The sequence below is a fragment of the Actinoplanes sp. NBRC 101535 genome, from assembly GCF_030269225.1.
GTDB classification, from domain to species: Bacteria; Actinomycetota; Actinomycetes; order Mycobacteriales; family Micromonosporaceae; genus Actinoplanes; species Actinoplanes rectilineatus.
On the sequence record NZ_BSSY01000001.1, the window covers coordinates 701,093 to 727,514 of the forward strand.

Annotated in this window: 23 protein-coding genes; 12 read left to right on the forward strand and 11 right to left on the reverse strand. The window is 70.8% G+C overall.

The window, feature by feature from the left end:
• Positions 1 to 25: 25 nt before the first annotated feature.
• Positions 26 to 1,486, forward strand: a complete 1,461-nt coding sequence (locus QSK32_RS03005) for an ATP-binding protein (protein ID WP_285471138.1) — start codon at positions 26 to 28, stop codon at positions 1,484 to 1,486.
• A gap of 312 nt (positions 1,487 to 1,798) precedes the next feature.
• Here QSK32_RS03005 and QSK32_RS03010 read toward each other — a convergent pair whose 3' ends face one another.
• Both QSK32_RS03010 and QSK32_RS03015 read right to left on the reverse strand, forming a co-directional pair.
• Positions 1,799 to 3,925: an ATP-dependent nuclease gene (locus tag QSK32_RS03010; RefSeq protein WP_285471139.1), complete on the reverse strand. Its 2,127-nt coding sequence runs from the start codon at positions 3,923 to 3,925 to the stop codon at positions 1,799 to 1,801.
• Between the two features lie 45 nt (positions 3,926 to 3,970).
• The gene (locus QSK32_RS03015; protein WP_353050952.1) at positions 3,971 to 6,253 is read right to left on the reverse strand and encodes a putative bifunctional diguanylate cyclase/phosphodiesterase; all 2,283 of its coding nucleotides are present in this window, start codon (positions 6,251 to 6,253) and stop codon (positions 3,971 to 3,973) included.
• A 105-nt stretch (positions 6,254 to 6,358) separates the two neighbouring features.
• Between QSK32_RS03015 and QSK32_RS03020 the strand changes: the two genes are divergently transcribed.
• The 3 genes from QSK32_RS03020 to QSK32_RS03030 all read left to right on the forward strand — a co-directional run bounded on the left by QSK32_RS03020 (position 6,359) and on the right by QSK32_RS03030 (position 8,211).
• Positions 6,359 to 7,054, forward strand: a complete 696-nt coding sequence (locus QSK32_RS03020) for a phosphatase PAP2 family protein (RefSeq protein WP_045742891.1) — start codon at positions 6,359 to 6,361, stop codon at positions 7,052 to 7,054.
• 42 nt (positions 7,055 to 7,096) lie between these two features.
• Positions 7,097 to 7,756: a phosphatase PAP2 family protein gene (locus QSK32_RS03025; RefSeq protein ID WP_285471140.1), complete on the forward strand. Its 660-nt coding sequence runs from the start codon at positions 7,097 to 7,099 to the stop codon at positions 7,754 to 7,756.
• 68 nt (positions 7,757 to 7,824) lie between these two features.
• On the forward strand, positions 7,825 to 8,211 hold the full coding sequence (locus tag QSK32_RS03030) for a hypothetical protein (RefSeq protein ID WP_157411058.1): 387 nt from the start codon (positions 7,825 to 7,827) through the stop codon (positions 8,209 to 8,211).
• On the opposite strand, the gene QSK32_RS03035 is transcribed toward QSK32_RS03030, so the two are convergent.
• Positions 8,208 to 9,239, reverse strand: a complete 1,032-nt coding sequence (locus QSK32_RS03035) for a hypothetical protein (protein ID WP_157411057.1) — start codon at positions 9,237 to 9,239, stop codon at positions 8,208 to 8,210. The two genes, QSK32_RS03030 and QSK32_RS03035, sit on opposite strands and share 4 nt — an antisense overlap.
• The gene (locus QSK32_RS03040; protein WP_285471141.1) at positions 9,236 to 10,084 is read right to left on the reverse strand and encodes a hypothetical protein; all 849 of its coding nucleotides are present in this window, start codon (positions 10,082 to 10,084) and stop codon (positions 9,236 to 9,238) included. The genes QSK32_RS03035 and QSK32_RS03040 overlap by 4 nt, the downstream gene beginning before the upstream one ends.
• Before the next feature lie 113 nt (positions 10,085 to 10,197).
• Between QSK32_RS03040 and QSK32_RS03045 the strand changes: the two genes are divergently transcribed.
• A complete protein-coding gene (locus tag QSK32_RS03045; protein WP_045742887.1) occupies positions 10,198 to 10,851 on the forward strand; it encodes a 4a-hydroxytetrahydrobiopterin dehydratase in 654 nt (217 codons plus the stop codon).
• Positions 10,852 to 10,986: 135 nt separating this feature from the next.
• Here QSK32_RS03045 and aceB read toward each other — a convergent pair whose 3' ends face one another.
• The gene (gene aceB, locus QSK32_RS03050; protein WP_285471142.1) at positions 10,987 to 12,597 is read right to left on the reverse strand and encodes a malate synthase A; all 1,611 of its coding nucleotides are present in this window, start codon (positions 12,595 to 12,597) and stop codon (positions 10,987 to 10,989) included.
• A gap of 1 nt (position 12,598) precedes the next feature.
• Positions 12,599 to 13,876, reverse strand: coding sequence for an isocitrate lyase (gene aceA, locus QSK32_RS03055; protein ID WP_045742885.1), 1,278 nt, complete (start codon positions 13,874 to 13,876; stop codon positions 12,599 to 12,601).
• A gap of 108 nt (positions 13,877 to 13,984) precedes the next feature.
• Between aceA and QSK32_RS03060 the strand changes: the two genes are divergently transcribed.
• Genes QSK32_RS03060 through QSK32_RS03080 form a run of 5 tightly spaced genes read left to right on the forward strand, consistent with a single transcriptional unit; the run spans position 13,985 to position 19,143 of the window.
• Entirely contained in the window at positions 13,985 to 15,427 is a 1,443-nt protein-coding gene (locus tag QSK32_RS03060; protein WP_245673972.1) for an XRE family transcriptional regulator, read from the forward strand.
• A gap of 52 nt (positions 15,428 to 15,479) precedes the next feature.
• Positions 15,480 to 16,145: a response regulator transcription factor gene (locus QSK32_RS03065; protein WP_285471143.1), complete on the forward strand. Its 666-nt coding sequence runs from the start codon at positions 15,480 to 15,482 to the stop codon at positions 16,143 to 16,145.
• Positions 16,142 to 17,479, forward strand: a complete 1,338-nt coding sequence (locus QSK32_RS03070; protein WP_285471144.1) for a sensor histidine kinase — start codon at positions 16,142 to 16,144, stop codon at positions 17,477 to 17,479. Before QSK32_RS03065 ends, QSK32_RS03070 begins: the two co-directional genes overlap by 4 nt.
• A gap of 33 nt (positions 17,480 to 17,512) precedes the next feature.
• Entirely contained in the window at positions 17,513 to 18,397 is an 885-nt protein-coding gene (locus QSK32_RS03075) for an ABC transporter ATP-binding protein (RefSeq protein WP_285471145.1), read from the forward strand.
• Complete coding sequence (locus tag QSK32_RS03080) at positions 18,394 to 19,143, forward strand: hypothetical protein (protein WP_285471146.1); 750 nt, start codon at positions 18,394 to 18,396, stop codon at positions 19,141 to 19,143. Before QSK32_RS03075 ends, QSK32_RS03080 begins: the two co-directional genes overlap by 4 nt.
• Here the strand turns inward: QSK32_RS03080 and QSK32_RS03085 are convergent.
• The gene (locus QSK32_RS03085) at positions 19,112 to 19,657 is read right to left on the reverse strand and encodes a GNAT family N-acetyltransferase (RefSeq protein ID WP_285471147.1); all 546 of its coding nucleotides are present in this window, start codon (positions 19,655 to 19,657) and stop codon (positions 19,112 to 19,114) included. The two genes, QSK32_RS03080 and QSK32_RS03085, sit on opposite strands and share 32 nt — an antisense overlap.
• A gap of 550 nt (positions 19,658 to 20,207) precedes the next feature.
• Positions 20,208 to 20,999, reverse strand: coding sequence for a lytic polysaccharide monooxygenase (locus QSK32_RS03090; RefSeq protein ID WP_285471148.1), 792 nt, complete (start codon positions 20,997 to 20,999; stop codon positions 20,208 to 20,210).
• Positions 21,000 to 21,091: 92 nt separating this feature from the next.
• On the opposite strand from QSK32_RS03090, the gene QSK32_RS03095 reads away from it, so the two are divergent.
• Positions 21,092 to 22,294 carry an MFS transporter gene (locus tag QSK32_RS03095; protein WP_045746380.1) on the forward strand — a complete coding sequence of 401 codons (1,203 nt, stop codon included), beginning with the start codon at positions 21,092 to 21,094 and terminating at the stop codon, positions 22,292 to 22,294.
• A 23-nt stretch (positions 22,295 to 22,317) separates the two neighbouring features.
• Here the strand turns inward: QSK32_RS03095 and ahpF are convergent, their stop codons facing one another.
• From ahpF to QSK32_RS03110, 3 genes are all read right to left on the reverse strand, one after another.
• Complete coding sequence (gene ahpF / locus QSK32_RS03100) at positions 22,318 to 23,877, reverse strand: alkyl hydroperoxide reductase subunit F (protein ID WP_045746370.1); 1,560 nt, start codon at positions 23,875 to 23,877, stop codon at positions 22,318 to 22,320.
• A complete protein-coding gene (gene ahpC, locus QSK32_RS03105; RefSeq protein WP_045746369.1) occupies positions 23,877 to 24,440 on the reverse strand; it encodes an alkyl hydroperoxide reductase subunit C in 564 nt (187 codons plus the stop codon). The genes ahpF and ahpC overlap by 1 nt, the downstream gene beginning before the upstream one ends.
• Positions 24,441 to 24,539: 99 nt before the next feature.
• The gene (locus QSK32_RS03110; RefSeq protein WP_045746368.1) at positions 24,540 to 25,457 is read right to left on the reverse strand and encodes a LysR family transcriptional regulator; all 918 of its coding nucleotides are present in this window, start codon (positions 25,455 to 25,457) and stop codon (positions 24,540 to 24,542) included.
• A 70-nt stretch (positions 25,458 to 25,527) separates the two neighbouring features.
• Here QSK32_RS03110 and QSK32_RS03115 point away from each other — a divergent pair, with 70 nt between their 5' ends.
• On the forward strand, positions 25,528 to 26,397 hold the full coding sequence (locus QSK32_RS03115) for a DMT family transporter (protein ID WP_045746367.1): 870 nt from the start codon (positions 25,528 to 25,530) through the stop codon (positions 26,395 to 26,397).
• Positions 26,398 to 26,422 lie beyond the last annotated feature (25 nt).

The following is a 26,422-nucleotide window of genomic DNA, read 5'->3' on the forward strand; positions in this document are numbered from 1 at the left end:
CGGAATTCGCAGGACGGAGGAGAACATGTCCGAGGCGAGCTTTGCGCGACCGCGCGGCGAGACCTTCGAATACGCGGGCGCGACCTTGGAGATGCTGGACACGGCCACCCTGCTGGCCGCAGCCCGGGTCAACCCGGTCGGCCTGCTGCGCCACGCCACCTGGCCGGCCCCGGTCCAGCGGGTCGACCTCACCGTCACCAGCGTCGCCGGGCCGGGTGCCCCCGCCCATTTGTTCACCGCACGGATCTCCTGCGAGCCGGAACCGATGACCGCCGAACGGATGCGCGGCCTGGTGCTCGGACGAGACCCGATCGGTCTGCTGCTCGCCAAACGGATCGCCGCCGGCGACCAGGTGACCACGATGATCGTGGACAGTGTCGGGACGGCCGCTGCGGCGGCGTACCGGAAACTGGGTCTCGTCAAGACGAGCGGCCCGGCGGCCGACCGCGAACCCGCAGTGATCGCCGACGCCGTGGTCGGGATGCAGGCGACCGTGACCTACGCGCCCAGCGGCACCGTCGCCCACCTGGAGGCACAGGTGCCGCGGGACGAGGTCGGGCCGGAACACCTGCGCGCGTTCGTCACCCTCACCCTGCAGGCCGTGATCGACCTGACCGGCCCGGACGCGCTGGCCGGCCGCCGCTACGTGATCAGCCGGGAGACGCTGCCTAAGGCACCGCCCACCACCAGAACGGTCACGCTCGACATGGTCGGCGGCCTCACCGAGGTGGTCGCCGAACTGCGCCAGATCGCCACCTCGTTCGCCCACCCGGAGGCGATGGCCCGGTGGGGCGCGCGCCGGCCCCAGGGCATCCTGATGTACGGGCCGCCCGGCACCGGCAAGACGATGCTGTCCCGGGCCCTGGCGAACGAGATCGGTGCCGACTTCCGGGAGATCCGCACCCCGGAGATCCTGGACAAGTACCTCGGCGGCTCGGAACGCAACATCAAACACATCTTCCGGGAGGCCCGCCGCTACCGGGTGCCGACCCTGATCCTGTTCGACGAGTTCGACTCGATCGTGAGCTACGCGGGCGCCGGCGGGGACGCCGCCAGCCAGGCCCTGAACGCGGTGGCCGGCATCTTCAAGCAGGAGATGAACGACCTGATCGAAGTGAACCCGAACGTCCTGGTGGTGGCCACCACGAACTTCCCGCACCGGGTCGACGAGTCACTGATCCGTTCCGGTCGCTTCGACGTGAAGATCAGCGTTCCGCGCCCGGACGAGAACACCCGTGCGGAGATCTTCCGCAAGATGATCCGCGGCCTGATCGCCACCCACGAGTCGGACGGGTTCCGGATGTTCGCCGACGACCTGGACCTGCCGGCGCTGGGCGTCGCGAGCACCGGGATGACCGGCGCGGACATCAAGGAGGTGCTGCGGCGCGTCCAGCTGACCAAGGCGATGCAGGAGGCGCGGGCCGGTGCGGCCTCCCCGATCAGCCAGCAGGAACTGGTGGACGCGGTCCGCGAACTGCGCGGCTGACGGGGTTCTCTCCCGCTCTGTGGCCTTCCTTCGGGGTACGACCTACTTCCCGCACCCATCCCTTCGCGGCCACCTGCCCCTGCCCCGTCGATCTTGGTGCGTCGGTCCCCGTGTGGGGTGGTGGTCGCACCAAGATCGCTGGTGTCCGCCCCGGCGGCTGGCGATCTTGGTGCGTTGACGGCCTTCGGCGGTGGCTGGGGCACCAAGATCGGGACGGGACGGGGCGGCGTGGGCTGTGGCTGGGTGCGGTCCGGGGCTACGCGCTCAAGGTCCTGAGCAGGTCGGACAACTCCTTCGGAACCTCGTCCGCCGTCAGCAGTGCGGCCAGCGTGGCGCCGTCCTTGTTCTTCTTGAAGCGAACCCGAACTGCCGGCAGACCGCGTCCAGCAACTCGTCACCGGGGGCCACCGCCCGCCAGTCGCCGGTCCAGGCGTGGTCGACGTCGCGGGCCTCCCGCTCCACCATGTCGGCGGCCTCTTCCCGTCGTTTCTCCCACTCGGCTATCACCGTACGAATCGCGCCTTCGAGGAGGTGGGCGACTTCTCCGTCTCCGTCGAGCCGGGACGGAATCGCCACGGGATCACGCAGAGCTTTGACGACCCGCTTGCGGAGGGTGATCGTACGCAGCTCGGCACCGCATTTCTCCAGGGCCGCCGCAACCTTCTCCTCGGTGACGTCGCCGCCGTCCCGACCGCCGTCGCGGCGCTTCTTCTGGATGAACGTGGCCAGTGCGCGCGGGACGGCGAGGTAGTTCTCCAGTTCACGCTGTTCGAGGACGTGCACCGTCGCGCCGGCCTTCGCCAGTTTGTCGCGGAGTTCCTCCACCTCGCCGGGAGTCTTCTCGTCCCGGTCGATCAGGAACACCGGCTTCACCCGGCGGCGCGTCAGGAAGTCGATCGTCCCGGCGTTCGCGTAGTACCCGGTGTTCCGTGACCCGCCCATCTGCACGAACCCGACGCTGCCGTGTCCCGGATCGACCCCGAGCGTGGTTGCCAGCCGCCGGAGGATGTCCTCGTCGGTCGGCCCTTCGACGAAGAGCAGCCGGTCGTACATGAACAGCGAACTCAACCTCATTCCCAGTTCACGGGGGATGACCTCGGTGGCCCGCTCAACGTCCAGGCGTTCCACCGTGACCCAGGGTGTACGCCGCACCAGGTACACGTTCCGCATCGCGGCCGTGTCCACGAAGTTCGTCGAGTGCGTCGTCACGAACAGCTGCGTCGTCGCCGAGGCCTTCCGCAGATATTCGAACATGCTCACCTCGAGGGCCGGGTGCAGGTGCACCTCCGGCTCCTCGACCAGCATGAGCTGCGGCTCCTCCAGCTCGCGGCCGAGGATCACCCGAAGCCCTTCGCGAACCCCGGCGCCGTTGACCTGCACCAGAAACCCGTCGAGGTCGATCTCCGCCGAGCCGCCGTGCTCGCTCTCGAACGTTTCGAGGTCCACCCCGAGTATCGCCTTGACCGCCGCCTGAACGGCCTTGAGTGACTCGCGCCCACTTCGCTGGGTTTTCAGCCGGAGAAGGCGTCCCGCCTCCTCCGCCCCGACCGGGTCTCGCCGATCCCGCAGGTGCAGCACCGACGGGGACCCGACAAGTCGCAGGATGCTCGCCGGGTAGGCGGCGAGCTTCGGTACCTCACCCGGCGTCTTGATCGTGTGCGAGAGCGGATCCCGGGCGAGCGTCCCGACCAGTTCTCGCATCTCCGTCACCAGCTGCTGGGCGAGGTCGCGCCGCTCCTCATCCCAGCCGGCCGGTCCGATCAGCCGGTGATAGCGCTCGACGAGGCTTGCGGGCAGGTGGGTGTCGATCCGTCCGATCAGTTCGCGCAGCCCTTCCCGGGCGTCCTCCTCGTCTGACTTCTTGATCTGACGCATCCAGTGAGTCAGCGAGGCCACGGTCTCCAGACTTGTCGCGGCCATCCAACGGCTTATCCGGATTTTCTCCGATTCAGCGTAGGTAAGAGCGAAAAGGACGACGTCGCTGTTCGGGGCGTCCGGCGAGTGGACGACCATCCGGGAGATGCGGAGGTGTGCCTGAGGGGAAGCTGTCATGGTCACCCGCAGGATCGGATCCGTGCGGTCCTGGATCTTCTTCGCCAGGAGAGGGGCTTCCGGGTGAAGAACGATGGCGATGTGGCGCAGAGCATCCCGTGACAGGACGAGGTCGACAGAGATGTCGGCCGGCTCGGGGCGGCCGTCGGCCCGGTGGAGATCCGCGATCTGAAGGAAGGTGCCGTCTCGCTCCGGCGGGCGGATGTCGGCCAGCTCGCCGGTTGCCGTGGCCCGGAAGAACAGGGAAATGGCCTCCAGGACCGTGGATTTGCCGGCGTTGTTCTGGCCGATCAGGACGTTCAGGTCGCCGCAGTCGTCGAGGACTGCCGACCGGACGGCCCGGAAATTACGGATCTCTACTCGGTGGATCTTCACGACTCTCCCCATGACGCACAGTGAAGTGCGGGCGAGTCTACAAGGTGGACAGTCCGGCTACGTCGGAGTATTCGCCCTGGTGAGGGAGGTCTTCTGGGCGAAGTCGGGAACCACCGCCGGGCGGCCGAAGTGGTAGCCCTGGGCTTTGCGGTAACCGAGACGGTACAGCTCGGCGGCCTGCTCCGCCGTCTCCACGCCTTCGGCCACCGCCACCAGGCCCAGCCCGTCGGCGACCTGGATCAGGGCGGTGGCGATCACCGCGTGCCGGCCGGCCATCGTCACGTTCTCCACGAAGGATTTGTCGACCTTGAGGATGCGGACCGGCAGGGTCTGGAGCAGGCCCAAGGAGGAGTGGCCGGTGCCGAAGTCGTCCAGGGCGATGTCGACGCCCAGGTCGACGAGCTCACGGACCGAGGCCGCCGCCGCGCCGCCGCCGAAGACGGCCGTCTCGGTCACCTCGACGACCAGGTTGTGCGGGTGGACGCCGGTGGACGCGAGGACGTCGGCGACCAGTCCGGCGAAGCCGGGTTCGGCGAGTTGGCGGGCGGAGACGTTCACGCCGAAGTGGGGTGGGGCGACGCCCTCGCGCTGCCAGGACACGAACTGTTCGCAGGCGGTGCGCAGGATCCATTCGCCCAGTTCGACGATCAGGCCGTTGCGTTCGGCGACCGGGATGAACTGGTCCGGGCCGACGAACCCGCGGGTCGGATGCTGCCAGCGGATCAGGCTTTCCACCGCGACGACGGCGCCGTGCGGGAGTTCCACGATCGGCTGGTAGACCAGGTGGAACTCGCCGCGGGCCAGGCCGGAGCGCAGGTCCGCGCCGAGACGGGCCTCCTCGCCGGCCCGGTCGTCGAGCTCCGGGTCGTAGTGGCGCTGGCGTCCGCCGTCGACCTTGGCCGCGTACATGGCGACGTCGGCCTGCCGCAGCAACTCCATCGGGTCGGCGGAGGAACCGGCGGTGATGCCGATGCTCGTGCTGATCAGCAGGTCGTGCCCGCCCGCCCGCACCGGGCGCCGGATCGCCGACCGGAGACGGTCGGCGAGCGCGTCCAAGTCGTCCCCGGAAGGGGCGGAGCCGGAAGGGGCGGCGGGCAGCAGCACGGCGAACTCGTCGCCGCCCATCCGCGCGACCAGCCCCTCCGGCGGAACCTCGGCGGCGATCCGGGTGGCGACCGCGGCCAGCAGTTCGTCGCCGACCGCGTGCCCGAACCGGTCGTTGATCGTCTTGAAGCCGTCCAGGTCGAGCAGGAACACCGCGACCGGACCGGCCGCCAGCTGTTCGTGGAGGCGCTGTTCGAAACGCCGCCGGTTGGCGGTCCCGGTCAGTTCGTCGCGCATGGCCAGGCCCTCGAGGCGGTGCGCCTGGTGCTGCACCTGCGTGACGAAACCCCACATCCGGGCCACCACCAGCAGGAACAGGGCGACCGCGCCGACTCCGACGGCGACCCAGGAGATCGCCGTCCGGCTCAGCCCCTGCACGAACAGCACGCCGGGCGCGAGCATCGAGCAGGCGGCGAGCAGGGTGAGCCGGCGGGCGCCGATGCGGTACTCCGCCGAGCCCGCCGGGTCGGGACGCCACCGCATCGACGGGTGCAGTGCCGCGGCCCCCCAGCAGACGTAACTCAGCAGGAAACCGGCATCGAAGATCCCTCCGGTGTACGCCTGCGCGCTGGACAGCAGCGAGTAGAAGACGTCGCAGCACAGCAGCAGGATGGTGCCCAGGCCGAGTAGTCGCAGGCTCGGCGACCGGTTCTCGGTCCGGGTGATCATGCGGGCGCCGACCGCGGTCAGCAGCACGTCGGCCGCCGGGTAGCCGATGGTGACCAGTCGTTCGGCGATCGGCGTGCCGGCGTCGGACAGCGTCGGGCCGATCACGAACACCCAGTAGACGAGCCCGATCCCGGTGGAGATCACCGCCGCGTCGATCATGCCGCCGACGTCGTGAACGCGGTCGGCGCGGCCCTTGCCGAGCCGGGACAGGCCCAGGCACAGCAGCGGGTACGCGGCCAGATAGAGCCCGTCCGCCCAGGAGGGGTACGGGTATTCGCCGAGGGTCTGCTCCATCAGGTCGTAGCAGACGTCGCCGGAGATGAACATCGCGGTCCCGGCCCCGAACAGCAGCCAGGCTCCCCGGTTGCCGGGCCGGTGCCGGGCGATCCCGGCGAAGACGGCGAGCACCGACCCGACGCCCAGTACGTTGAAGTAGATCTTGGCGACCGGGCCGGCGGGCATCAGTGGGTACGCAACCGCGGCCGCACCCGCCACCGCCAGCCACACCGCCCAGGGGCGGACATACCCGTTGGACGCCACGACCGGCCCATCGCCCGGGGACGCCACGGCCTGAGTGTCCCGCCGGTTGCTAAGCGGGTGCGCCGGAACCACGAGGGAAACTGTTTCTGAACCTCAGGTGACGTACAGGAGAACATGGGGTAATTGGCCGCCATGCGGTCCGAGCACAAGATCTTCTCCAGCGTACGCACGAGCGCGGCAGCCGTGGCCGCGGCGCTCCTGCTGGGCCCGTTCCTGCTCACCGCTCTGATGGTGGTGGCCGGAGCCGGTCCCCTGCACGACGCCGACCAGGCGGTCACCGACCGGCTGCACGCCTACGCGCTGGCCCACCCCGGCTGGGTCGAGACGATGGCCTGGTGGAGCCTCGTCTTCGACCCGAACGTGTGGCGGCTGGGCTCCCTGGGACTCGTCGGCTGGCTGTGGTGGCGGCACAACGATCGTCTCACCGCCATCTGGGTGACGACCACGATGATCGCGGGCGGGCTTCTCGGCGTACTCCTCAAACTGCTGATCGGAAGGCACCGCCCGGAGTTCCTCGATCCGGTGGCCCAGGCCGCGGGCCTGTCCTTCCCCTCCGGCCACGCCCTGAACAACGCGCTCGGTGCGGCCGTCTTCCTGCTCGTCCTGCTGCCCACCGTCCGGGAGCGCCCGGCGGCCCGTGTTCTGCTGTGGACGGCGGCGATCCTGATCCCGCTGGTCACCGCCTACAGCCGGGTGCTGCTCGGCGTGCACTGGACCAGCGACGTCCTGGCTGGGCTGCTGGTCGGCCTGGCCGTCCCGGCGGTGACCGTGCCGGTGTTCCGCCGTCTCGCCGGGCGCCGGAGTGTGCCGGAGAGCGTCCGGGGGTAGGTAGCGGCGGTGCCCGCCATCGCCCTTCACACATTCAAGCGGGTGGTGCTGCCGCTCGGCACACTGCTCCTGTTCATGGTCGGCCTCGGGATGCTGCTCACCCGGGCCGCCGCCCACCTCTGGCCGCTGACCGTCGAGGACGCGGTCAACCGCGAACTCGCCGCGGACCGCACCCCGGTGCTCACCGACGTGTCCTCGGTGCTCAGCGGCATCGCCAACACCGAAGTGATCATCGGGGTGACCGCGCTGGCCGCGGTTATCCTGGCGATCACCCTGCGGCGCTGGCGCGAGCCGGTCTTCCTCAGCCTGGCGGTCACCGCGCAGGCCCTGATCTTCTACTTCACCACGGTGGCGATCGACCGGCCCCGCCCCGAGGTGCAGCGCCTCGACGAGTCGCCCCCCACCTCCAGCTTCCCGTCCGGTCACACCTCCGCGGCGGTCGCGCTCTATCTCGGGCTGGCGGTGCTGCTCGCCGGCCTGGCCCGGCACACCTGGCTCAAGGCGTTGTGCTGGGCGCTGATCCTGGTCCCGCTCGGGGTGGCGCTGGCCCGGATGTACCGGGGCATGCACCACCCGAGCGACGTGGTCGCCGCCTTCATCAACGGCATCACCTGCGTGACCGTGATGGCTCGCGCTGTCCTGCCCTCTCGCTATCTGTCTGCGGGGGACAGATCACCAGCTCAGGAGACGGTTACGCCTTGAAGGGCGGATCGTCGTCCGCCGATGCTTGGTCCCGTCACCGACACGCGGTGACCGGGAAGGAGCAGCACATGGGCATCTTCAAGCGGGCGGCGGCGGTGGCCGTCGCCGGTGCCGTCGGCGCCACCCTGATCGCGTCGCCGGCCCTGGCCGTGGGGCCGGACTACGAGGCGGACTCGTCCGGCAGCACCCTGTACCTGTACAACGACGCGCGCACCGTCCTCGTCGGCTACGTCGTCATCATCAAGTCGGGCAGCAGCTACGTGGGTGTCGTCTGCGACACCCACAACGACGGGTATTTCATCACCGGCCGCTTCGACCCGGGCAGCGGCAACGTGCAGACCCTGAACAGCCCCGGCTACCAGCAGTGTGCCGACACCACCTTCGCCACCCTGCGCAAGTACCGGCTGTCCTGGAACGGATACACCACCCCCAACTGGTACGCGCCGACCGCCTAACCGGTGGCGATCTCGGTCGTGCAGTTCTCCCGGAACGGGCTGTCCCGCCACAGGCAGACCTGGAGCGTGACCGCCTGCCCGCCGATCGTGGTGGCGACCGCCGGCGAGTGCACGTAACCGCGTTCGGTCTGCGGCAACGGGGTGGCACAACTGCGCCACGGGCCGTCCGCGATCCGCCACCGCACCCGGGAACCACCGGAATGCGGGGTCTGATCGTCCGAACCGGCCCGCCCCCAGTAATAGGTGCGTCCCTCGTGCCGGGCGTACCGGGCCGACCCGTTCATCGCGTCGAAGTCCAGGGTGGGACTGAGCCGGGTTGCCGCGTCGTCGGCGAAGAACTCGGGGGTCCGGGGGATCACATCGTTGCCGGAGGCGCCGGTCAGGCAGTCGGCGTCCGGGGCGGAGGCGGCCGTATCGGGGGTGCCGCCGTCGCTCTGCCCCTCGCCCGGGGACAGCGCGACGGCGGCGCCGGCCGCACCGGCCAGGGTGGCGACGGCGAGGCCGGCGGCGATCAGGAGTCGCCGCCGGCGCGGTGGCCGGGTGGTGAAGTAGGCGTCGATGACGGGCTTTTCGTCTTTTATCGGGGTTTCCAGCGGGACCGGCACCCGGTCACCGGCCGTCTCGTCCGCCTCACGGGCGCGGGCGGCCAGCTCGGCGACGTGCGCGCAGGCGACGGTCAGCCGCTCGGCGTCCGTGTCGGTGAACTCGGTGCCGGCGATCCGGTGCGCGGCCCGGGCCACCGCCACGACAGCGGTCGGATCGGTGACGTGCTTCAGATCGCCGGCCAGCACACCCGCGACGATGTCCTTGTCGACCGAGAGCCCCGGCGCCAGCCGGTGCGTGCGGATCACCTCGGCCAGGTGCCGCAGCGAGGCCGGCTGCCGTCGCCGGCGCGGCGGTGGAGTGCCGGGCGGCGACTCGTAGACGCCGCTCTCCCCGGCCCGGGTCACGGCCGCACCGACCGTGGACGCCAGCAACTGTGCCGCCCGGTGGGTCTCCTGCCACCACGGCGCCATCGGCCCGCTCATCCACTGCCCTCCCCGACATCGATGAGAAGCATTATGCCGGGGATGTACGGGCCGGGGGCGAACGGATCCTCCGGTTCAGCCGGAGTTATCACGGTGACCAGCGTGAGCAGGACGATCATCAGGGACATGACGAGGAGGGTGGAAAGGGGGGCGGGGTCGACGGCGATCGCCCACTGGCTCGGCGGCGGGGCGGCGGCCTGCTCCTCCGCCCGCTTCCTGTCCATCTCCACGATCACCGCCTGCAAGGCGTCGGCATCGATGGCGTTAAAGTCGGTGGCGTTCAAGCCGGTGCTGTCCGGGTCGGTAGCGTCGAACCGGAACGTGCTCACCTCCGTCGGCGGCTCATCCGGTGCCGGCGCCAGGCGACGCTCCTGAAGACCCTGCGGAGTGGCTGTCCACGTGACGACGTCGGGGGACCAGCGCCGCTCGGACACTCCGGGGGCGGGGAGTGCCAGGAGGGAGAGGATCGCCATGGGGACCGCGACGACGGTGCCGGCCCAGAGCAGGGTCGGGCGGCGGGCGGGCCAGCCCCGGTGGTTCAGGAAGGCGGCGACCAGCAGGAAGGCGGCCCCGTACAGGGCGGCGAGCCCGATGCCGAACACGCCTGGCCACGCCTCGCCGCTGAAACCGTCGCTCAGGACGGCGACCACGGTCAGGAGAGCCACGCCGGCGGTGAGCAGGCGGGCGGAACGGCCCCGGCTGAGGGAGCCGGTGCTCAGCACGTAGTACAGCAGGACCGCCATCAGGATGGAACCGTTGCCGGGCAGCAGGCCGTGGCCGACGACGGCGAGGCCGATGACCTGGGCGGCGGCGACGGCCAGCAGCGCTTTCATCGCGGTGTGCACCGGACGATGGTCCGCTGTTCGACCCGCAACAGGTATCAGCCGGACATGTCCTGAAATTTGACTATGAGTTTCCTGTGCTGCCGGTGAGCGGCGGGCGGTGCGAGCATGGGGGCATGACGAAGCTGACCGGATCCGAGATCGCCGCCCGCACCCCGGACGGGTGGGTCTACCTGCTCGGCACACTGAACGCGCGGCTGACGACCGGGGACTTCGCGACCGGCCTGGCGCTGGTCGCGGCGATCGGGGCGGCCGCCGAGGAAGCCGACCACCATCCGGATCTGGATCTGCGGTACACGTACGTGGACGTGCGCCTCTGGAGTCACGACGTGGACGTGGTCACCGGGCGCGACATCCGGCTCGCGACCCGGATCAGTGAGCTGGCAGCCGAGGCCGGGGTGGCCCTGGACCCGGCCGGGCCGTCCCGTGTCGAGATGGCGCTGGACAGCCCGGCCCCCAAGGCGGTCGCGCCGTTCTGGGCGGCCGTGCTCGGCGCCGAACAGCGCTCCGCCGAGGGCTTCGGCGACGAGGTCCGCAAGGCCGACGGCACGGTGCCCACGGTGTGGTTCCAGGAGTCCGGCGACACCGAGCCGCGGCAGCACTGGCACCCGGACCTGTGGCTCGACCCGTCCCAGGTGCAGCCCCGGATCGACGCCGCGCTGGCCGCGGGCGGCACCCTGGTGACCGACGAGAACGCCCCGAGCTTCTGGGTCCTCGCCGACCCGGAGGGCAACAAGGTGTGCCTGTGCACCTGGCAGGACCGCCGTTGACCGTACCGCGACGCTGATCGGGGCGCAGCAGCCACCGCCCGGGGTGGCCGGCGCACCGGGATCGCCGCGGGTCGGGGGCGGAGAGTGGGGGCGGCGGCACAGAGGGTCCCGACAACCCTCTGTGCCGCCTCGCCGTCACGCCGCGACAGGGGCGTGGGCGGCGACCGGAGCGGCCGACAGGTGCCGTAGGTATGCCGGCAGGGTGAGGAACTCCGGGCACGTCCGTTCGGTCGTCAGGACCGTGAGCAGGGTGCGGGCCTGGTGGAAGCGGCGCGTCTCGTCCTCGTCCAGGGCTCCGGTCTCGGCCAGGACGTCCAGCTCCTCGCGGAGCATGCGGGTGACCAGGGCGGCGGTGACCGGGATGCCGTCGTCGGTCGGCGTGCCGTTGGTGATCCACTGCCAGAGTTGGGCGCGGCAGATCTCGGCGGTGGCGGCGTCCTCCATCAGGCCGTTCAGGGCGACAGCGCCGCGCCCGCCGAGCCAGGCGGCGATGTAACGCAGGGCGACGCTGACGTTGGTGCGCAGGGCGACCTCGCTGACCGTGACACCGCCGGACCGCACCTGCAGCAGCTGGGCGGCGGTGACCCGGACATCGTCGCGTTTGCGCACGATCTGGTGCGGTTCGGCGGCGAGCCACTGGTCGAAGACCTCGCGGCAGGTGGCGACCAGGGCGGGGTGGGCGACCCAGGAGCCGTCGAAGCCGTCGCCGACCTCGCGGCGTTTGTCCTGGCGGACCTGGTTGAGGGCGCGTTTCGCGGCGACCGGGTCGCGGCTGGGGACGACGGCGGCCATCCCGCCGATGGCGTGGGCGCCGCGGCGGTGGCAGGTCTTGACGAGCAGTTCGGTGTACGCGCGCATGAATGGTGTCGTCATGGTGACCTGGGACCGTTCCGGCAGCACCACGTCCGGCCTGTTCTTGATCATGCTGAACAGGTAGTCCCAGCGGCCCGCGTTCAGTCCGGCCGAGTGTTCGCGCAGCTCGTAGAGGATCTCGTCCATCTCGAAGGCGGCGTTGACCGTCTCGATCAGCACGGTGGCCCGGATCGTGCCGCGGGGGATGCCCAGATGGTCCTGGGCGAAGACGAACACGTCGTTCCAGAGACGGGCCTCCAGGTGCGACTCCAGTTTCGGCAGGTAGAAGTAGGGTCCGCTGCCGCGGGCGAGCTGCCGCTGTCCGCAGTGGAACAGGTAGAGGCCGAAGTCGAACAGTGAGGCGGAGACGGCCCGGCCGCCGATCCGGAGGTGGCATTCGGGCAGGTGCCAGCCGCGCGGGCGGACCATGATGGTGGGGATCTCGGACTTGACCTCGTAGATCCGGCCGTCCGCCGCCGTGAAGTCAAGCGTCCCGTCCAGCGCGTCGCGCAGGTTCACCTGCCCCAGGATCACGTTCTCCCAGGTCGGCGAGGTCGCGTCCTCGAAGTCGGCCATCCACACGCGAGCGCCGGAATTGAGCGCGTTGATGGTCATCTTGCGCTCGGGTGGTCCGGTGATCTCGACACGCCGGTCCAGCAGGCCGGGCGCCGGCGGCGCGACCTGCCAGGACGGGTCGTCGCGGACGTGCCGGGTGGAGTCCAGGAAGTCCAGTTCGTCCACCCGGGTGGTCCGGCGCCGGCGCCGGCGTTCCAGCAGCTGGACGCGGCGGGCGCCGAACTCGCGGTCCAGCGCGGCGATGAACGTCAGCGCCTCGTCGGTGAGAATCTCCGGGTGGCGGTCGCCGGTGAGGGTGATCTCTTCGGGGAAGCCCATGTCAGAACTGCTCCGTCTCGGTCGAGCCGCGCAGGGCGGTGGTGGACGACGACGGGTTCAGCGCGGTGGAGACCGCGTCGAAGTAACCGGTGCCGACCTCGGCCTGGTGCTTGGTCGCGGTGTATCCGTCGGCCTCGGCGGCGAACTCGGCCTCCTGCAACTTCACGTACGCGGTCATGCCGGACTCGGCGTACCCGCGGGCCAGGTCGAACATCGAGTGGTTCAGGGCGTGGAAGCCGGCCAGCGTGACGAACTGGAACTTGTAGCCCATCGCACCGAGCTCCTTCTGGAAGCGGGCGATGTCGGCGTCGTCCAGGTTGCGCTTCCAGTTGAACGACGGCGAGCAGTTGTAGGCGAGCATCTTGCCGGGGTGCTCGGCGTGCACCGCCTCGGCGAACCGCTTGGCGAACTCCAGATCCGGTTTGCCGGTCTCCACCCAGAGCAGGTCGGCGTAGCCGGCGTACGCGACACCGCGGGCGATCGCCGCCCCGGCGCCCGGCCGCACCCGGAAGAAGCCTTCGGCGGTGCGTTCGCCGGTGAGGAACCGCTGGTCGCGTTCGTCGACGTCGGTGGTGAGCAGGTCGGCGGCGAGCGCGTCGGTGCGGGCGATGACCAGGGTCGGCACGCCGGTGACGTCGGCGGCGAGGCGGGCCGCGTTGAGCGTGCGGATGTGCTGCTGGGTCGGGACGAGGACCTTTCCGCCCAGGTGCCCGCACTTCTTCTCGCTGGCCAGTTGGTCCTCCCAGTGCACACCCGCCGCGCCGGCCGCGATCATGGCCTTCATCAGTTCGAACGCGTTGAGCGGGCCGCCGAAACCGGCCTCCGCGTCGGCGACGATCGGCGCGAACCAGTCCCGGTCGTGCCGGCCGGCCGCGGTGTCGATCTGGTCGGCGCGCAGCAGCGCGTTGTTGATCCGGCGGACCACCGCGGGCACCGAGTTCGCCGGGTAGAGCGACTGGTCCGGGTAGGTGTGACCGGACAGGTTGGCGTCCGCCGCGACCTGCCAGCCGGACAGGTAGATCGCCTTCAGGCCGGCCCGCACCATCTGGGTCGCCTGGCCGCCGGTGAGGGCGCCGAGCGCGTTGACGTAGTCCTCGGAGTGCAGCAGGTTCCACAGCCGGTCGGCGCCGCGCTCGGCGAGCGTGTGCCGTTCCTGCAGGGTGCCGCGCAGTTTCACGACGTCGTGCGCGGTGTAGTCGCGCGTCACGCCGGTCCATCGCGGGTCGCCGGCCCAGGCCCGAGTGAGGTCCGCAGCGGTACCGCCTCTGGTGTCGGTCATCGGAGTGCCCTCTCTTTCAGAAGAACTCCACTTTCAGGGGACCCGGGGCCGTCGTTGAAGGCCTTTGTCGGCAGAAGAAGTGCGGAAATTCTGCTAGCGTCAAAAGCCGTGACGGATTCACCGACCGACATCGATCTCGTGACCCTCGGGCAGCGGCTACGGCACCTGCGCCGGTCCAAGGGACTGACGCTCGAACAGCTCAGCGCGGCCGCCGGACGGGCGCCGTCCCAGCTGTCGCTGATCGAGAACGGGCGGCGCGAGCCGAAACTGTCGGTGCTGCAGGCGATTGCGGGCGCTCTCGGCGTACCCCTGCAGGATCTTCTCCGGCCGGAGGCGCCGAGCCGGCGCGCCGGGCTGGAGATCGAACTGGCCCGCCTGCAGAACAGCGAGACCTATGCGGCACTCGGCCTGCCGCCGGTACGCGCCGGGCGCAGGCTGCCGGCCGACGCCCTGGAAGCGCTGATCGGGCTGCACCGCGAACTGGGCCGGGTGCGGGCCGAACAGAGCGCCACCCCGGAGGTGGCCCGGCGCGCCAACGCGGCGCTGCGCGCCGACATGCGCGAGCGCGACAACTACTTCGCCGAGATCGAGGGTGCGGCCGCCGAGGTTCTTCTTTCGGTACGCCACGCGACCGGCCCGCTGTCCCAGCGGGGGATCCTCGACATCGCCGCCCAGATCGGGTTCAGCCTGCACTACGTCAACGACCTGCCGACCTCCACCCGCTCGGTCACCGACCTGCGGAACCGCCGGATCTACCTGCCCCAGGTGGCCAGCGGCAAGGGCCACGACCCGCGGGCCGTCGTGCTGCAGACACTGGGACACTTCGTGCTCGGGCACAACGACCCGGCCGACTACGGCGACTTCCTGCGGCAGCGGGTCGAGGTCAACTACTTCGCGGCGGCGCTGCTCATGCCGGAACGGTTCGCGGTCGACTTCCTGACCGCGGCGAAAGCCGACCGGGCCCTGGCGATCGACGACTTCCGGGACGCGTTCGGGGTGTCCTACGAGACGGCCGCCCACCGGTTCACCAACCTGGCCACCCACCACTTCGGCATCCCGGTGCACTTCGCCCGGGTGCACGAGAGCGGCATCGTCTACAAGGCGTACGAGAACGACAACGTCCGTTTCCCCTCCGACGTGACCGGGGCGATCGAGGGGCAGCCGGTGTGCCGCCAGTGGGCGTCGCGCACGGTGTTCGAGGCGGAGGACCCGTACTCGTCGTTCTACCAGTTCACCGACACCGTCGCCGGGACGTACTGGTGCACGGTCCACGTGGAGTCGACCCGGTCCGGGGAGTTCTCGGTGACGGTCGGGACACCCTATGAACACGCCCGCTGGTTCCGGGGCGGGGACGTCTCCGGGCGTACCGTCTCGACCTGTCCCGACCCGGACTGCTGCCGCCGGGCGCCCGCCGCGATGGTGGACCGCTGGTCGGGCAACGCGTGGCCGAGCGCCCGGGTGCACTCGCACCTGCTCGCCGCGCTGCCGCCGGGCACCTTCCCCGGGGTGGACAACCGCGACGTCTACGACTTCCTGGAACGCCGGGCCTGAGAGTCCTCCCAGGCTCGCTGATTCCGTCGTACGTGGACGGTAGCGTCGGTCCATGCGGCGGCTTCTGGTGGTGGACGACGAGGCGACCGTGCGCGAGTTGCTCTCCGACGCGCTGCGGTTCGCCGGTTTCACCGTGGAGTCGGTGGCCACCGGTGCCGCGGCGGTCGCCGCCGCGGCCCGCGAGTCACCCGACCTGATCCTGCTCGACGTGATGCTGCCCGGCATGGACGGCTTCGAGGTGCTGCGCCGGGTGCGGGCCCTCGGCTGCCGGGTGCCGGTGCTGTTCCTCAGCGCCCGCGACGCCCCCGACGACAAGATCACCGGTTTGACCGCGGGCGGCGACGACTACGTGACCAAGCCGTTCCACCTACGAGAGCTGATCGCCCGGATCGAGGCGGTGCTGCGGCGCTCCGGCGACACCGGGCTCGCCGTCGCCGACCTGGTCCTCGACCCCGACCGGCAGGAGGTGACCCGGGCCGGCCGTCCGGTGCGCCTGTCGCCGACCGAGTTCCGGCTGCTGCGGTTCCTGATGGCCAATGCGGGGCGGGTCGTGTCCAAGGCGGAGATCCTCACGGAGGTGTGGCGCTACGACTTCGCCGGCGACAGCAGCATCGTCGACACGTACGTCAGCTATCTGCGCCGTAAGGTCGACACCGGTGAGCCGAAACTGATCCGCACCCGCCGGGGCGAGGGGTACCTCCTGGTGGCCCGGCGGTGACCACGCTGCGGGCCCGCCTGTTGGCCGTGATGGTCGTGCTGTTGGTGGCCGGGATCGTGATCAGTGACCTGGTCGTGCTGGCGGAGCTGCGCCGGCACCTGGTCGGCCGGGTCGACCGCCAGGTGATCGCTCTCGGTCAGATCGCGTCACTGATCGACCCCGCGCTGATCCGGTCGAGGGTCTACCCGGCTCCGGCCGGGCTGGATCTGATCGACCGTCTCACGGTGGAGTACGACGATCCGGGCCGACCGGTGACCGGCGGCGTCGTCGAGGTCCGGTCCTGGCGGGTCCTGATCCTGCCGCACCAGCGCGGCGGCACGGTCCGGGTCGCGGCCTCGCTGGATCCCGTCGACCGCACCCTGACCCGGTTGCGGCTGCTCGGCCTGCTCACCACCACGGTGCTGGTGCTGCTGCTCGGCGTGGCCGGCTGGTTCGCGATCCGGGCGTCGCTGCGACCACTGCGGACCATCGAGGAGACCGCGGCGGCCATCGCCGGTGGCGACCTCACCCACCGGGTGCCCGATCCCGGCCGTCCCGGCTCCGAGATGGCCCGGCTGACCGGGGCCCTCAACGGGATGCTGGCCCAGATCGAGCGGGCCTTCGCCGACCGGACCGCCTCCGAACAGCGGATGCGGAGGTTCGTCGCCGACGTCAGCCACGAACTGCGGACCCCGCTGTTCGGGATCGCCGGCTCGGCCGAGCTGCACCTGATGGGTGCCACCGGCGACCCGGACCGGGTGATGCGCCGGATCGACACCGAGGCACGACGGCTCACCGCCCTGGTGGAGGACCTGCTCCTGCTGGCCCGCCTGGACGAGCCCGCGGCCGGCCCGGTGATCGAGCCCGAGCCGATGGACCTGCGGACCCTCGCCGCCGACGCCCGCCACGACCTGCACGCCCTCGACCCGGCGCGCACGGTCACGCTCAGCGGCCCCGGCGGCGCCGGACCACCCGGGCCCGCGCCGGTGCGGGGCGACGAGGCCCGGCTGCGGCAGGTGGTCACCAACCTGATCGGCAACGTGCACGCCCACACGCCGCCCGGCAGCCCGGTGCGGATCGGCGTGGGCCGCGAGGGCGGCGAGGCGGTCCTGGAGATCGCCGACCAGGGGCCGGGCGTGCCGCCCGGCCACACCGAGCTGATCTTCGAGCGTTTCCACCGGGCCGAGGGATCCCGGGCGCGCGGTGCGGGATCCGGTGCGGGCCTGGGGCTCTCTCTCGTACGGTCGATAGCCGCCGCCCACGGAGGCCGGGCCGAGGTCCGTGAACCGGCCGGCGGAGGAGCGACGTTCCGCGTCGTGCTGCCGGCTCTCTCCGAGAACTCCCAGGATCACTGAGCCGGGCGCAGGTGGGCCCGCCAGCATCCGTCCATGCTGGAATTACGCGGACTCACCAAACGCTACCGGGACACCGTCGCGGTCGACGACCTCACCTGCACGTTCGAGCCCGGCCGGGTGACCGGCTTCCTGGGACCCAACGGCGCCGGCAAGACCACCACGATGCTGCTCGCCCTGGCGCTGCACCGGCCGACCGCCGGCAGCGTCCGGATCGGCGGCCGCCGGTACCTCGACCTGCCGCACCCGATGCGCGAGGTCGGGGCGCTGCTCGACGCGAACGCCGTGCACCCGCACCGGTCCGCCCGCAACCACCTGCGGGCGCTGGCGGCGAGCAACCGGTTGCCGGCCCGCCGCGTCGACGAGGTGCTCGAGCGGGTCGGCCTGACCGCGGTCGCCGGACGCCGGACCGGGCGGTTCTCACTCGGCATGCGGCAACGCCTCGGCATCGCGGCGGCGCTGCTCGGCGACCCGGCGGTGCTGCTGCTCGACGAACCGATCAACGGTCTCGACCCGGAGGACGTCGTCTGGGCCCGGTCCCTGATGCGTGACCTCGCCGGGCAGGGCCGGACGGTGGTGCTCTCCAGCCATCTGATGAGCGAGATGGAACTGACCGCGGACCACCTGGTCGTGATCGGCCGCGGCCGGTTGATCGCGGACACGTCACTGACCGGTTTCGTGGGCCGGGCACAACTCGTCGTCCGGGCGTCCAGCCCGGACTTCGGCGCGGTACTGCGGGCCGCGGGCGGCGAGGTCACCGTGGCGACCGACGGGGCCTTGCAGGTCGGCGGCCTGAGCGCGCACCGCATCGGCGAACTCGCCCTGTCGTCGCGGACGGTGCTGACCGAACTCGGTCCCCGGCGCGGCTCCCTCGAGGAGGTCTTCATGTCGGCGACCGCGACCAGTGTGGAGTACCGATGATCAGGGCGGAGTGGATCAGGTTCCGGTCGCTGCCGTCGTTCGCCGTCAGCCTGGCGGCGATGGTGGCCCTGTCCGCCGGCTGCGCGGCCCTGTTCTCGCTGGCCCAGGGCCGGCAGTGGGAGCCCGGCGACCCCTTCGACCCGGTGCGGATCAGTCTCTCCGGCATCCTGATCACCCAGATCGTGGCCGGCACGGCCGGCATCCTGGCGATCACCACGGAGACCGCGACCGGCAGCCTCCGTTCGACGCTGGCGGCGACACCCCGCCGCGGCCGGGTACTGGCCGCGAAAGCACTGGTGGTCGCGGTGCCGACCGCCGTGCTCGGCGTCCTGGGCGGGTTCCTCGGATTCCTGGCCGGGCAGCCGGTGCTCGCCGGTCAGGGCGCGCCGTCGGCGCGACTCGGTGACCCGGGCGTGGCGCGATCGGTGCTGGGAGTGGGCGTGTTCCTCGCCGCGGCGTCACTGATCGGGCTGGCGCTGGGTGCCCTGTTCCGCTCGACGGCGGGTGCGCTGGCACTGTTCACGGCGGTGATGCTGCTCGTACCGATGTTCATGACCACGCTGCCGGTGGCACTGGCCCGCTGGGTGATGAAATGGTGGCCGCCGCTCGCCGGCATCCAGGGGATGTCGACAGTGCCGGACGACCGGCTGCTCGGGCCCGGGCCGGGTCTCCTGGTACTCACCGGTTATGCGGTCGCCGCCCTGACCGTCGCGGTCATCGTGATGCGGCGACGGGACGTAGCGTGATCCAGAACCGCTTGAGGGTGCCCAGGGACGTCTCCCGCACGTCCTCCAGGACACCACCCTGGCGGACGATGACCGCCTCGGACGCCGGGTTCGTGACATTGCAGGTCACCAGGACCCGGTCGAAACCCCGGTCGCGGGCCACGTCGAGCATCGCGCCCAGGGCCCAGACGGCGAGGCCACGGCCCCGGGCCGACGGGCGTACGCCGTAGCCGATGTGACCGCCCGCCTCGAGCAGGAAGTCGTTCAGTTCGTGCCGCAGGGCGATCGCCCCGGCGAGACGGCCGTCCTCGACGATCCAACGGTAGGTGCAGTGCACCCAACCCGGGACGGGTGCGACCGACGGATCCTCCTCGGCGGCGAGTTTCCGAACCCAGGCCTCGAAACCGGCGGGCGAGTCCACGTCGTCGTCCGGCCGCAGACCGGCGCCGTCCTGGTGTACGCCCCGGCCCCACTCGTCGCGCTGCTCTATCCAGGCGCGGTGCAGGGCGGTCGTCGGCGTGATCAACTCAGGCATCCGGCGAGCGTACCCCCCATGCCACTGAGCTTGAGTCGATTATGAACATGACCGTCGATTCTGCTGCGTCTGCCGGGCGCCGTCTCCGGTGGCCTCGTGCGTCGGCGCCGTTCAGCCGCTCGCGGCCTGCTCGGGGCCGACGCCGAGATCGGGAGAGGTCGAGTGGCGTTCCGGCCGGCTCGGCCGTCGGTTGTGGTTCGTCTGGGGGGTCGGAGGCGGCCGTGGGTGACGGCTGGGTTGGCTCGGCCGTCGGTTGTGGTTCGTCCGGGGGTCGGAAACGACCGTGGGCGACGGCTGGGTGGCGCTGGGCCGTCGCCCACGGTTGATTGCCATCCTCCCGGAGAGCCGTGGCTGACGGCTCGGTCGGCTCAGCCGTCGACTGCGGTCCACCCGCGAGCCGAGAACGGTGGTGAGAGCCGGTGGTGAGAGCCGGTGGTGAGAGCAGTGCAGTTGATCAATCGGCCGCAGGGGTTCCGCTGTTTCCCGGCGTTCGGGTGCGGTGTGCCGGCGGGGATTGATCAACTCCAGTGCTGCGCCGCCGGTGTCGTCGTCAGAGCGCCGTCCACAGTGCCGGCACGTTGGGCGGCTCCCATCCGGCCAGGGCGGTGTGCGCCAGCCGGCACTGGTAGGGCGCACCGTTGTAGGTCACCCGGGCGCCCACCGCGTACGCCGTTCCCGCAGCCCACGTCGTGGTGCCCGGGGTCCCGGTCGGCGTCGGGGAGACCGTCGGGGAGGCAGTGGGGGAGGCAGTGGGGGAGGCAGTGGGGGAAGCCGTGGGGGAGACGGTCGGCGTGACCGTGGGTGTGGGGGAGGGGGTCGGGGATCCGCCTCCTCCGATGGTCAGGTCGACGCAGGAGTAGAACGCGTTGACCGTGTCGGCGATGTTCCACCGGGCCAGCACCGTCTGCCGTCCGGTGAAACCGCCCATGTTCACCGTGTGCGACTTGGTCGCCCCGGGTTGTGCTCCGCCGTCGTTGAACGATGCCAGCAGTGTGTTGCCGATGAAGTATTCCCATGTCGTGGTGGCGTGGCGTGCGGTGATCACCCAGTTGAAGGTGACGCTCGTTCCGACCGTGGTGGCGGGCCAGGCTTTGCCGGTGTCGTTGAGGACGGTGAACCGGCTGCCGCCGCCGTTGCACAGGGTGGAGCCTTTGGGTGCCTCGACGCTCTGCGGTTCGTAGACGATGTCGCCGCACCCGCTGACCGCGCCGCTGGCACAGTTCGCCTGGCGGCTCGGCGGGGAGGAGATGTAGCCGTGCGCGGACGCGGGGGAGACGGCCGTGAGCAGTGACCCGGCGACGGCCGCGACGGTCAGGAGGGGAAGGATGAATCGACGTCTCATGAGCACTCCTCGGGGGACGGGATGTTCACGAGCGTAAATTTATTGTTGTTAACAGTAAATGATGTTACTTATTTTCATGGGGATCGATGCTGATGACCGGCACCACCACGGGGCTCACGCTGCGCCAGTTGGGGACGACCGTCTACCTGCCGTCCGCGGCGTACTCGACCGGTCTGGGCGCCGTCGCCCCCGTCGTGGTGCTCTCCGCCATCGACCTCGGCGCGTCCACCGCTACCGCGGCGCTGGTCGTCGGCATGCTCGGAATCGGACAGATCGCCGGTTCGTTGCCGGCCGGCGTGCTGACCGCCCGGATCGGCGAACGGCTCACCATGATCGGGGCGGCCGCGCTGGCCGTACCCGCGCTGGCGATCGGTGCGGTCGCCGGGAACGTACTGCTGCTCGGGCTGGCCGTCGCGATGATCGGGTTCGGGTCGGCGGCGTGGATGGTGGCGCGCCTGGCGTACCTGACCGAGGCCGTCGACCCGGCGTTGCGGGCGCGGGCGATGTCCACCCTGGGCGGGGTCAGCCGAGCTGGGGTGTTCGCCGGGCCGTTCCTCGGCGCCGGGGCGATGCACCTGATCGGGCTCACCGGGGCATATGTGGTGGCGCTGGTGGGGATGGCCCTGGCCACGGCGCTGCTGATTCTGCTGCCGCCGGTGACCCACGACCGGATCACCGCACCCGGCGGACCGCAGCCCCGGCTGTGGACGGTGCTCAGGGACAACGGCCGGACTCTGCGTACCCTCGGGGTGGCCGTGCTGCTCGTCGGGGCCCTGCGCGCCGCACGGCAGACGATCCTGCCGCTCTGGGGTGCCGGTCTCGGGCTCGAACCCGCCACGATCGGCCTGATCTACGGGCTGTCCGGCGCCGTCGACATGCTGCTGTTCTATCCGGCCGGCTGGCTGATGGACCGCTTCGGGCGGCGGTGGGCCGCGGTCCCGGCGATGACGCTGCTCGGCCTGGCCCACCTGCTGATGCCGGTCTCCTCCGGTCTGACCGGGCTGGTCCTGATCGCGATGCTGATGGGTCTCGGCAACGGGTTCAGCGCCGGCCTGATGATGACGATCGGCGCGGACGTGTCCCCGAGGGAGGGTCGTGCTCAATTCCTCAGCGCCTGGCGGCTGTGTTCGGACGTCGGTGCCGGGGGCGGGCCGCTTCTGATCGGCGCGGTCACCGCGGTCGGCTCGCTGACCGCCGCCGCCCTGACCGTGGGCGCGGCGGGCTTTCTCGCGGCGTTCCTGCTGTTCCGGTGGGCGCCGCGGGGAGAAGAGACCCGGCCCGGTGCCGCGGGGTAGGACCCCGCGGCACCGGGTCTGCTCTAAACGGTGCGGATCAGGTGGTCGAAAGCGCTGAGTGCGGCCTTCGCGCCGTCACCGGCTGCGGCGACGATCTGCTTGTACGGCGTCGTCGTGCAGTCCCCGGCGCCGAACACGCCCGGCACCGACGTGGCACCGGCGGCGTCGATCACGATCTCGCCCCGGTTGTTCGTCTCGACCACGCCACTGACCCAGTCGTTGTTGGGCAGCAGACCGATCTGCACGAAGATGCCCTGGACGGGCAGTGTGTGCACCGAGTCGTCCACCCGGTTGCGGTAGCTCAGCCCGGTCACCTTGCGGCCGTCGCCGGTGACCTCGGTGGTCAGCGCCTCGGTGATGACGTCGACGTTCGGCAGGCTCTTCAGCTTGCGCTGGAGCACCTCGTCGGCGCGCAGTCCGTCGGCGAACTCCAGCACGGTGACGTGCGAGGCCAGGCCGGCCAGGTCGATGGCGGCCTCGATGCCCGAGTTGCCGCCGCCGATGACGGCGACCGGCTTGCCCTTGAACAGGGGGCCGTCGCAGTGCGGGCAGAACGTGACGCCCTTGTTGCGGTACTCCTGCTCGCCGGGTACGTCCATGGTGCGCCACCGTGCGCCGGAGGCGACCACGACGGTCCGCGAGCGCAGCACCGCGCCGGTCTCCAGCTCGACCTCGATCAGGCCGCCGGCGTCGACCGCCGGGTGCAGTTTGGCGGCCTTCTGCCGGGGCATCACGTCGACGTCGTACTCGCGGACGTGCCGTTCGAGTGCCGCCGCGAACCGGGTGCCCTCGGTGTGCGGCACCGACGGGAAGTTCTCGATGCCGGCGGTGTCGAGCACCTGGCCGCCGATGCGGTCGGCGACCAGGCCGGTGCGGATGCCCTTGCGGGCGGCGTACATGGCCGCGGTCGAGCCGGCCGGGCCGCCACCGATCACCAGGACGTCGAACGGTTCCTTCTCGGTGAGCTGCGCGGCGTCGCGTTCGGCGCTGCCGGAGTCGAGCCGGGCGACGATGTCGGCCAGCTCCATCCGGCCCTGGCCGAACAGTTCGCCGTTGAGGTAGACGGCGGGGACGCTCATCACCTCGCGCTCGGCGACCTCGGCGGCGTACGCGCCGCCCTCGATCGCGGTGTGCGTGATCTGCGGGTTGAGCGCGGCCATCGTGTTGAGGGCCTGCACCACGTCGGGGCAGTTCTGGCAGGTCAGCGAGAAGTACGTCTCGAAGTGCAGCGGGCCGGGCAGGGCCCGGACCGCGTCGAGCAGGGCCGCGTCGTGCCGGGGCGGGTGCCCGCCGACGTGCAGGAGCGCCAGCACGAGCGAAGTGAACTCGTGGCCGAGTGGCACGCCCGCGAACCGCACCCCGGAGTCCTGACCGGGCGTGGTGATCAGGAACGACGGCGTGCGGACGTCGGCGTCCGGGTCCTCGCGGACGGTGACCTTGTCGCCGGCCGAGCGGACGTCCTCGAGCAGTTCGCGGGTCTGCCGGCCGGCCTTGCTGTCGTCCAGGGTCGCGACCAGCTCGATGGGTGTGCGCAGATTCTGCAGGTACGCGCTCAGCTGCGCCTTGAGGGCGGCGTCGAGCATCAGATCTTGCCCACGAGCTCGAGCGACGGGGTGAGGGTCTCGGCGCCCTCTTCCCACTTGGCCGGGCAGACCTCACCCGGGTGGGCGGTGATGTACTGCGCGGCCTTGACCCGGCGCAGCAGCTCGGAGGCGCTGCGGCCGATGCCGGTGTCGTTGACCTCGATGGTCCGGATCCTGCCCTCGGGGTCGATCACGAAGGAGCCGCGCAGGGCCTGGCCGTCCTCCTCGATCAGCACCTCGAAGTTGCGGGAGAGCTGCAGGGTCGGGTCGGCGAGCAGCGGGTACTGCACCTTGCCGACGGCCTCGGACGTCTCGTGCCACGCCTTGTGCGCGAAGTGGCTGTCGGTGGAGGCGCCGTACACCTCGACGCCGATCGCCTGGAACTCGGAGTACAGGTCGGCGAGGTCGGCCAGCTCGGTCGGGCAGACGAAGGTGAAGTCGCCGGGGTAGAAGACGATGACGCTCCACTTGCCCAACAGGTCCTCGTCGGTCACCTGGAGAAACTTGCCCTGCTGGTACGCGTTGACCTTGAAGGGCTTCACGACGGAGTTGATGAGAGACACGGTGGAGCCTTTCCTCGGAGCTTGAGCGTCCGAGTTTAAGATCAACTTCTTCTCTTGATCTATTCCAATCTGGGATGGATGTGGAGACCCTCGCCACGTTCAGGCGCGGGTCGCGGCCGGCGCCGGGGGCAACGCCGTCACCGTGCACCGCAACTCCTCCAGCAGTGCCCCCACCAGCGGTGATCGGCCGGCCCGCCGTGCGGTCACCGCCGCCACGTAGCGGCACGGGCCCGGCGGTTCCAGGCGGACCGCGGTCAGGCCGGTCTGGTCGGCGGTCAGCGCCACCTCAGGGATCATGCTGATCCCCACACCGGCCCGGACCAGTTGCTGCGCGAAGTGGTAGTCGGTTCCCCGGCACGCGGTCCGCAGTGTCAGGCCGGCCGCCGTCGCGTACTGCTCGACCAGATCGCCGACCACCAGGCAGCCGTGCACCCAGCGCTCGTCACCCAGCTCCGCGATGCTCAGCGAACCCCGTCCGCCCAGCGGATGGCCGGCCGGCAGCACGATCCACATCGGATCGTCCATCAGTGGTGTCCAGGTCAGGCCGGGCGGCACCGGCGGGCGGTCGTCCAGGTGGTAGACCAGCGCCAGATCGGCCTCGCCGCTGCGGATCAACGGCAGGCTGGCGGCCGGCTCGCTCTCGATCACGGTCAGCTCGACGCCGGGGTGGGCGGCGTTGAACCGGATCAGAGCCGGTGGCAGGAGACGCTGGCCGCCGGTGGTGAAGGTGACCACGGTCAGCGTGCGGGACCCGTCGGCGAGCCGGGTCAGCTCGCGTTCGGCGGCGAGCAGTTCGGCCGCGACGGCGGTGGCCGTGTCGGCGAGGACCTGCCCGGCCGGGGTCAGCGTGACGCCGCGGGTGCTGCGCACGAAGACGGCGGTGCCGAGGGACTGTTCGAGGGCGCTGATCTGCTGGGACACCGCTGACGGGGTGAGCCGCAGCCGCGCCGCCGCACGGTTGAAGCTGCCCTGCCGGGCCACCTCGGCGAGGATCTGCAGCCGTCGCGGATCGATCATCAGAATTCCTTACGACCTGGTTAAGAAGTGGCCACTACCGCTTATGACGGTACGCGGCGAGGCTGACGGTGTGAATCGTCGTGCCTGGCTCCTCTTCGCCCTGGTGTCCGTGCTCTGGGGCATCCCGTATCTGCTGATCAAGGTGGCCATCGAGGACCTGTCGCCGTTGCTGGTGGTGGCCGGCCGGGCGGCCGTCGCCGCGGCGGTGCTGATCCCGGTGGCCGCGATGCGGGGCACGCTCGGTGCCCTGCGCGGCCGGCTCCCGCTGGTGACGCTGCTGGCGATGGTGCACGTGGTGGTGCCGTTCCTGCTCATCACGTACGGCGAGCAGCACATCACCTCGTCGCTGACCGGCATCCTGATCGCCGTCGAACCCGCGGTGATCGCCCTGCTGATGATGCGGGCCGAACCGCTGACCCCGGGACGCTGGGTGGGCCTGGCGCTGGGGTTCGCCGGGGTGGTCGTGCTGCTCGGCGTGGATCTGTCCGGTGACGTGCTGGGTGCGGTGATGGTGCTGCTGGCGGCGGTCAGTTACGCGGTCGCGACCATCGTCGTGCAACGGCGTGCCGCGGACGTCCCGCCGGAGGCGCTGAGCGTCGGCACCACCGGGATCAGCGCGCTGGTGCTGGTGCCGCTCAGCCTGACGGTCCTGCCCGCCGGGCCGGTCGGCCTGGACTCGTGGGCCGCTCTGGCGGCTCTCGGTGTCCTGTGTACCGCGGTGGCCTTCCTGGCGTTCTACCGGCTCATCGGCCTGGTGGGTTCCACGAGGGCCGGTCTGGTCACCTACGTCAACCCGGTGGTGGCGGTGCTGCTCGGTGTGACGCTGCTGGACGAGCCGGTCGGGGTGGGCACGGTCGCCGGTTTCACGCTTGTGGTGGCCGGATGCTGGCTCAGCACGCGGTCTGTCAAGACCCGCATCCCCGATCCGGTCGCCGCCTGACCGGATCCACAAGCGACGCTCTTCC